At 70.1% G+C, this 7966-nt stretch carries 8 protein-coding genes; 4 read left to right on the top strand and 4 right to left on the bottom strand.

All coding sequences use genetic code 11. The features are described 5' to 3' along the window. Positions 1-228: hypothetical protein (locus ATM97_RS00480; RefSeq protein WP_218715909.1), on the top strand; the 228-nt coding region annotated here is incomplete at its 5' end. A 53-nt stretch (positions 229-281) separates the two neighbouring features. Continuing rightward, positions 282-1856, top strand: a complete 1575-nt coding sequence (locus tag ATM97_RS00475) for a Na+/H+ antiporter (RefSeq protein WP_218715908.1) — start codon at positions 282-284, stop codon at positions 1854-1856. Positions 1857-1862: 6 nt separating this feature from the next. Here the strand turns inward: ATM97_RS00475 and ATM97_RS00470 are convergent, their stop codons facing one another. From ATM97_RS00470 to ATM97_RS00460, 3 genes are read right to left on the bottom strand one after another with little or no spacing between them, the layout of a single operon-like run. Beyond that, on the bottom strand, positions 1863-2585 hold the full coding sequence (locus tag ATM97_RS00470; protein ID WP_218715907.1) for a VIT family protein: 723 nt from the start codon (positions 2583-2585) through the stop codon (positions 1863-1865). 30 nt (positions 2586-2615) lie between these two features. Beyond that, positions 2616-4205 (bottom strand): GMC oxidoreductase, encoded by a 1590-nt coding sequence (locus tag ATM97_RS00465; protein ID WP_218715906.1) that lies wholly within the window; start codon positions 4203-4205, stop codon positions 2616-2618. 56 nt (positions 4206-4261) lie between these two features. Then, on the bottom strand, positions 4262-4789 hold the full coding sequence (locus tag ATM97_RS00460) for a YdcF family protein (protein ID WP_218715910.1): 528 nt from the start codon (positions 4787-4789) through the stop codon (positions 4262-4264). 90 nt (positions 4790-4879) lie between these two features. Here ATM97_RS00460 and ATM97_RS00455 point away from each other — a divergent pair, with 90 nt between their 5' ends. Both ATM97_RS00455 and ATM97_RS00450 read left to right on the top strand, forming a co-directional pair. Beyond that, positions 4880-6376, top strand: coding sequence for an NAD(P)/FAD-dependent oxidoreductase (locus tag ATM97_RS00455; protein WP_218715905.1), 1497 nt, complete (start codon positions 4880-4882; stop codon positions 6374-6376). Between the two features lie 79 nt (positions 6377-6455). Further along, the gene (locus ATM97_RS00450; protein WP_218715904.1) at positions 6456-6860 is read left to right on the top strand and encodes a hypothetical protein; all 405 of its coding nucleotides are present in this window, start codon (positions 6456-6458) and stop codon (positions 6858-6860) included. A 60-nt stretch (positions 6861-6920) separates the two neighbouring features. Here ATM97_RS00450 and ATM97_RS00445 read toward each other — a convergent pair whose 3' ends face one another. Then, complete coding sequence (locus ATM97_RS00445) at positions 6921-7409, bottom strand: MarR family winged helix-turn-helix transcriptional regulator (protein WP_218715903.1); 489 nt, start codon at positions 7407-7409, stop codon at positions 6921-6923. Between the last annotated feature and the right edge of the window lie 557 nt (positions 7410-7966).

Here is a 7966-nt window from a genome sequence, read left to right as displayed (position 1 = left end):
GCGGAGCCGCCGCCGCCCGAACCGGCACCCGTCGAGGCGCCGCCCGCCTTCGAACCACCCCCGGCCTACGAGCCGCCGGTCTACGAGCCGCCGCCCCCGCCCGAACCCGAGCCGATTCCGGTGCCCGCACCGGCGCCTCCGCCGCCGCCCCCACCGCCGCCGGTCATCCAGTTGCCGTTCCCGCTGCCGCCGATCTTCGTTCCGCCCGCCGCGGCCGTACTGCCGTGACGGGCGGCGGGTCGCCCGCCGCGCGTCGTCACCGTCGGTGAGACTGATCCGCTATGGACCAGTTGGTGCTCACTCTGGTGATCCTGCTCGTGACGGTGCTCGCCGAATCGCTCGGCGGCCGGGTGGGGATCGCACCGTCCATCCTGATGACGGTGTTCGGCTGTCTGCTCGCGCTGATCCCCGCCGTCCCGAGCCTGAACATCCCGCCCGAACTGATCCTGCCGCTGGTACTCCCGCCGCTGCTCTACGCCGCCGCCCGGCGCACCTCCTGGCGGCAGTTTGCGGAGAACTGGCAGATCATCGCGTTACGCGCGGTCGGTCTGGTGATCGTCACCGCCGTCGCGGTGGCCGCGGTGTTCCACGCCTGGAATCCGGCGACGGCCGTCGCGGCCGGGCTGGTGCTCGGCGCGCTGGTCGCCCCGCCCGACCCGGTCGCGGCGACCTCGATGGCGGGCAGGCTCGGCCTGCCCCGGCGGCTCATCGTCACCCTGGGCGGGGAGGGCCTGTTCAACGACGTCACCGCGATCGTCATCTACACCGTCGGCATCCAGGCCGTGGTGACCGGCCTGTTCTCGCCGTGGCACGCGCTCGGCGACTTCGTGCTCGCCGCGGTGGTCGGTCTCGTGGTCGGCCTGGTCCTGGGCTGGGTGGGCAGCAAGCTCACCATGTACCTCGACAACGCGACCGGTCAGGTGGCGCTGAGCCTGCTGCTGCCGTTCGTCGCCTACGGCGTCGCCGAGCACTGGGAGGGCTCGGCCGTGCTCGCGGTGCTGGTCTGCGCGCTGTACCTGACCGACGCGGTGACCGAGATCGGTGATCGCGACTACCGCCTGGTCGCCGACGCGTTCTGGGACATCGCCGAAATGCTGATCACCGGTTTCGCGTTCGCGTTGATCGGCCTGGAACTGCGCGTGGTCATCGACACCACCGGGCACGACTGGTCTTCGCTGGCCGGGGTCACCGCCGCGGTCATCGCGGTCGTCGTCGGGCTGCGGCTGGCCTGGCTGCTGGTCACCTGGGCGGTGAGCACCCGGTTGCGGCGCTACACCGACGAGCCGTTCACCTGGCGCGAGGTGGTCGTCACCTGGTGGGCCGGGATGCGCGGGGTGGCCACCGTGGCGCTGGCCCTGGCCGTGCCGTTCACCGTCGACTCCGGCGCCGATTTCCCCGCCCGCTCGGAGATCCTGTTCGTCGCCTTCGCCGTCGTGCTGTTCACCCTGCTCGTGCAGGGCCCGACCCTGCCGCTGATCGTCCGGATCACCGGCGTGCACGCCGACACCCGGCAGGAGCGTGCCGTCGAGCAGCAGCTGTGGACGAGAGTGTTGCGGGCCGAACTCGCCGAGCTCAAGTTGATCGCCGCCCGCGACGACCTGCCCGAGGACGTCTACGAGGACATCAAGGACACCCTGCGCCACCTCTCGGCCAAGGCCGACCCCGAAGCGGCCGACGCCGACGCCAAGGCCACCCTCGACAAGGAGCGCAAGCTCGCCTCCCAGATGCGCGCCGTCCGCCTGGCCGTCATCGAGGCGGGCAGGCGCGAGGCCCAGGCCGCGCGCCGCGAACCCGGCATGCCGCCCGACGTCGTCGACCGTGTCACCCGCAGGCTCGACCTCGGGCCGACCCGCTGAGCCGTCTCACCCACCCAGTGTGTCGGTGATCATCCCGATCGCGTAGGTGACAGCCATGGCCAGCGCGCCGCCGACCACCACCCGCAGCACCGCCCTGCCCCGATGGCTGCCACCGAGCTGCGCGCTCACCGACCCGGTGACGGCCAGGGCGACGAGCACCGCGGCGAAGGTCACCGGCACCCGCCACGACGCGGGCGGCAGCACGATCGCCAGCAGCGGCAACAGGGCGCCACAGGTGAACGCGACCGCCGAGGAGCCCGCCGCGGCCCACGGATTGGTGAGCTCGGTGGGGTCGAGCCGGAGTTCGGCCTCGGCGTGCGCGATGAACGCGTCGTGGGCGGTGAGTTCCTCGGCGACGGTGCGCGCGGTCGCCGGGCTCAGCCCCTTGGCCTCGTAGATGCCGGTCAGCTCGGCCAGTTCGGCCTCGGGATCCTCGGCCAGTTCCCTGCGCTCCTTGGCCAGCAGCGCCTTCTCCGAATCCCGCTGGGTGCTGACCGACACGTACTCGCCCGCGGCCATCGAGATCGCGCCCGCGACCAGACCCGCCACGCCCGCGGTGAGGATCGTGTGCGCGTTGTTGGTCGTCGCGGCGACACCGACCACCAGGCCCGCGGTGGAGACGATGCCGTCGTTCGCGCCGAGCACGCCGGCGCGCAGCCAGTTCAACCGCGACGCGAGACCTTCCGCGTGCGGTTCGTGCGGATGGGAGGTCGGTGACGAGTCCTGCACCCGGTCAGCCTAGTCCGTGACGCGGCCGGATCAGAGGCGGGCGCGCAGGGTGTCGGCCAGGCGCACGGCCAGCGCGAGCACGGTCAGCGTCGGGTTGACATGCCCGTTCGTCGGGAACACCGAACTGCCCGCGATGTAGAGGTTGTCCACTCCGTGCACCCGGCACTGCCGGTCGACCACCCCGTGCCGGGGATCGGCCGACATCCTGGTGGTCCCGCTCGGGTGCGCCCGATCGGCCAGCGCCAGCGGCTCGGTACTGCCGGGCCGGGCCGCTGGCACGAGCTCCGGCGCGGGCAGCCCGAGCCGCGCGAACTCCGCGACCAGCAGCGCCGCCGCCCGCCGCACGGTGGCGTCCTCACGCGCGTCGATACGCCAATCCACCTGGGGCAGCGGCATACCCACCGGGTCGGTGCGCTCGGACAACCGCACCCGGCTGTCCGGATCGGGCGCCTGCTCGACCATCGCCCACACCTCGACGCCGGTCAGCCGATGCGGCAGCCCGACCCCGTCGATCAGCCTGCGCCGCGCGCCTGCCAGCAGCAGCCCGGTGCCGGACAGCATGATCCGACCGTCGCGCCGGCGGCCCTTCCCGCTGAGCACCCGCTGCACAGCGTCCCACGGGTCGTCGGGCGCGGTGACCTCCTGCAACCACAGCGCGCAGTTGAGCAGCGACTCCCCGCGCTGGACCTCGGGGGACAGGGCGACCCCGTGCTGGTAGGTGTGTTTGCCCCGCGGTCCACGCACCACATACCTGCCGAATCGGGCCAGCGCCGCGCCGGCGGCCGCGGGGGACAGAGTGGCGACCACGCCGCTGCGATGGTCGATCAGATAGCGCCCGACCTGGTCGTACCGGTTCCCGATGCCGCCCGCGACCCGTCGTCGCGAGGCAAGCAGCAGTCGTGGCGTATCGATCCCGCCTGCCGCGAGTACGAAGATCCGCGCCTCGACGGTGCGCACCCGCCCGCCCGCGCCGGTGACCTCGACCGAATTCACGTGCGCGCCGGTGGCATCGGTGTCGAGATGGGTGACGGTCGCGTTCACCAGCACCCGGGCGGTGGGAGCGACGATGTCGCGGACGGCGGGACCCCAGCGCTTCGGGGCGAAGCGCTGCACCGGATCGCGGCTGAGCTGCCAGAAGTACGAGCGCAGCGACGCGGTGTCGAGCGGGGTGGGCGCCGGACGCCCGGCCAGCGGCCAGAACTCGGCATCGGTGAACCCGGTGCCGTGCCCGAGTCCGGCATGCGCGGCGGCGCGCTCGGCATAGGGGCGCAGGGCGGTCGCCTCGAGCGGCCAGCCCGACCGGCGCACCCACGGGCGGGTGGCGAAGTCGAGATCGTCGAGCAATCCGCAGCGGCCTGCCCAGACGTGTGAGCTGCCGCCGAGCACCCGGCAGCCCGCGATGCGGTCGCGGGGCAGGCGCGGCGCGCCGACGCTGTCGATGGCGGCGAATTCCGGCTCGGTGGGACCGATTTCGTGGTCCCCGCTCTCCAGAACCAGGACCTGCAGACCCGCCGCGGCCAATTCGGTGGCGACGGTCAGCCCGGCCGGGCCCGAGCCGATGACGCAGATCTGGGTGCGCAGCGCGTCGTCTCCGACGGTGCGCAGGTCCTCGACAAGCATCGGCGGTCCTCTCGCCCGTGCTACCAGCGCGGCCCGGCACCCGGCCGCGCTCGGTGTCACTCTAGAAGCCGGGACGCGGAATTTCCGGAGGTCTCACAATGCTGGTTGACGAAAGCCCGGACATACCCGGCGGATTGGCGCACATACATCCACGCCCAGAATTCCAGGCCGGATTCGGTGGGACTGGCGACCATGGTGATCTCGCCGTCGAAACACCGGCCGACGATGTAGCGGGCGCGGGAGACATGCGGCGTGAAGGTCACCACGATGATGTGGTGCCAGCCGTAAATCTTTGCCCGCCGCACGATTTCACGCGCCTCACCGTCGGTGGTCCACGGGTCCGGCACGAAACACGAGACCCGGAAGGCGAATCGGCCGCCGCAGTACTTGTCCATCATCGGATCGTCGGCTCCCGTGGACTGCGAGATCAGCACCTCGGGCGCGTAGCCGCGCTGGGCGAGCTCGATCCCGAGGTCGAAGCGCTCGTAGGGGGTACCGCCGAGGACGACGATCACATCGGCGCGGCGCAGCGGGTCCAGTTGCGGGTTGACGAAGACGGGCCACCCGGCGAACGTCGCCCCCATCACGATGACCAGTGCGCCGACGAGCAACCATCCCGCACGCCGAAAGATCGACACTGCACCGAGGATAGCGAAGGGTGCACACTGGACCCCATGACCGACTCCGCCGTTGCCCCCGAACACCTCGACGTCGTCATCGTCGGCGCCGGACTGTCCGGCATCGGGGCCGCGTACCGGCTGCAGACCGAACACCCGCACCGCAGCTACGCCGTTCTCGAAGCCCGCGCCGATCTCGGCGGCACCTGGGACCTGTTCCGGTACCCGGGCGTCCGCTCCGACTCGGACATGTTCACCCTCGGCTACCCGTTCAAGCCCTGGCGCGCGGCCCGCTCCATCGCCGACGGCGCCTCGATCCTGGACTACATCCGCGAGACCGCGCGGGAGAACGGCATCGACCGCCGCATCCGCTTCGGTTCCCGGGTGATCGGCGCGGACTGGTCCTCGGCGCAGGCGCGCTGGCGGCTCACCATCGCCCACGAAGGCCCCGAGGGCCCCGAACTGAGCACCCTGACCTGCGGTTTCCTCTACACCTGCGCCGGCTACTACGACTACCAGCAGCCGCACGCCCCGGAGTTCGCCGGCCGCGCCGACTTCGACGGCACCATCGTGCACCCGCAGTTCTGGCCCGCCGACCTGGACGTGCGCGACAAGCGGATCGTCATCATCGGCAGCGGCGCGACCGCCGTCACCCTGGTGCCCTCGCTGGCCGACGAGGCCGAGCACGTCACCATGCTGCAGCGCACCCCCACCTGGATCAGCGCCGTGCCCGGCCGCGACAAGCAGGCCGACAAGATCCGCGACCTGCTGCCCGCCGGGCTCGCGCACCGGCTGATCCGGACCAAGAACATCCTGTTCAACATCGGTTTCTACCAGTACTGCCGCCGTCGCCCCGCCGCCGCGCGCAAGCTGCTCACCGGCCTCACCACCCGCATCCTCAAAGACGACAAGCTGGTCGCCGAACACTTCACCCCCGACTACGACCCCTGGGACCAGCGCCTGTGCGCCGCCCCCGATGCCGACTTCTTCAAGGCGATGAAGAAGGGCAAGGCCGCCGTCGTCACCGATCGGATCGACCGGTTCGTGCCCGAGGGCATCCGGCTCGAGTCGGGCGAGGTCCTGCCCGCCGACATCGTCGTCACCGCCACCGGCCTGCGGCTGCTCGCCTTCGGCGGGATCGCGCCCGCGGTCGACGGCACCCCGGTCCCGCTGTCGGAGCAATTCGTCTGGCAGGGCGCGATGCTGACCGGCCTGCCCAACTTCGCTATCTGCGTCGGCTACACCAATGCCTCGTGGACGCTGCGCGCCGACCTCACCTCGCGCCTGGTCTGCAAGGTCCTGGCCCACCTGGACCGGACCGGCGTGCCGGCCGTCGTCCCGGAGCCGAAGCGCTCGCTCACCGAGCGCCCGCTGCTGGACCTCAACGCCGGCTATGTCCTGCGCTCGATCGCCGCCTTCCCCAGGCAGGGCGACCGCCATCCATGGCGGGTCAGACAGAACTACCTGCTCGACGCGCTGATCACGCTGCGCACCGACCTCGGCAAGACGCTGCGCCCGATCCACCGGGTAGGCGAGTTCACCCACAACGGGTGAGGCGCGCGGCCCCGTCTGGTTCCTACCGTTGGCGTGTGCCGTGGTGGCACATCCGTTGACCAGACGGGAAGGCCGAGCGATGACAGATCAGAATCAGCACCCGGTACGCGAGGGAATCGCGGCAGGAACCTCCATCGGCGCAGGCATTCTGCTGGCCGTGGTCGGTGTCCTGCAGATCCTGGAAGGTATCTCGGCTGTCGCCAACGACGATCTGATCGTCGTCGGTCCCGAGTACCTCTATCAGTTCGACCTGACAGCCTGGGGATGGTGGCACATCGTCCTCGGCGCGATCGCGGTGATCGTCGCGATCGGCCTGCTGGCCGGTCAGACCTGGGGCCGGGTGATGGCCATGGTGATCGCCGCACTCGCGATCATCGCGAACTTCCTGTGGCTGCCGTACTACCCGTGGTGGTCGATCCTGATCATCATCATCAATGTCGTGGTGATCTGGGCGGTGGCCACCTGGCGCCCGCACAACGTCTGATTCCCGCTACCGACGACGCCGCCCCGGTCATCGACCGGGGCGGCGTCGTGTCGTACGAGGTCAGTAGGCGAGTGTCGGTTCGCCGGCGTCGGGATCACCGAGGGTGTCGAGCAGATGATCGGAGAGCCGTTCCCCCAGCGCGGCCAGCTCGGCCTTCTGCGGGTCGTCGAGCCCGTCGAGCACCAGCCTGCGCACCGCGACCAGGTACTCCGGCGTCGCCTCGGCCACCTTGGCCAGCCCGCTCTCGGTGAGTACCGCGTCCACCCCGCGCCCCGATTCCGCCGCCGCGCGTTTGGCCCACCCCACCCGTTCCAGCTTGGACACCACATGGGACAGCCGGGAGATGGACCCGTGCCCCCTGGCGGCGAGCAGGCTCAGCTGCATCCGATGGTCCGGCGCCTCGCGCAACAGCGCCATCACCCGGTACTCGAAATGGGTCACACCGAACTCGCGTTGCAGCCGCGAGTCGAGTGCGCTCGGCACTCGCATCGCGAGGGTGACCACCGCGCTCCAGGCGCGACGTTCGACCGAGTCGAGTTCCTCCGTCACCTCGGCCTCCTTTCACCCCAGTGTTAACTGAAGAATTGCTGAACGTCGGGAAACTGTATATCGGAGGGGGTGTGGTGTCTACGTGGGCCATGTCATGTCGGCAGGTAGAGGGAAGTTTTGGCGATCGACTTCACCTGGACAATTGATCAGTTGCTAATGGATCGCCGTCGCCGGTTGGTTGCCGCGTTGCGGCGCCGCCGGCTCCGTGGTGGACGCGGAAGGCTGCGGGGCGGGTCGGATAGGGGTGGGAAACACCGCGTCTACCAGGCGATTTGACTTCGCGTTCGCGGCTGCGTAACTTAATTCGAGTCAGAGCGACACGGACACCGACCCGGTGCCGATCTGCTGAGCCTCTCGAGGCTGGCGGATGGTGCAGGGAAACGAGGTAGGACGATGAGCGCCTGACTGATCATGTGTGCGGGCTCACTGTTCGCCGGACTTGCTTCGGTGGATCGTCTGCGCTAAAGTTTGAACCCTTGCCCTGACTGAAGCCCCGACGAAATGTTGCGGGTGGATGCTTGTGCGTGTGTTCTTTGAGAACTCAATAGTGTGTCGAT

Source organism: Nocardia sp. MH4 (genome assembly GCF_019266065.1).
GTDB classification, from domain to species: Bacteria; Actinomycetota; Actinomycetes; order Mycobacteriales; family Mycobacteriaceae; genus Nocardia; species Nocardia canadensis.
Note: the sequence above shows the minus strand (reverse complement) of the source record. Positions and strands in the feature narration are given on the sequence as shown.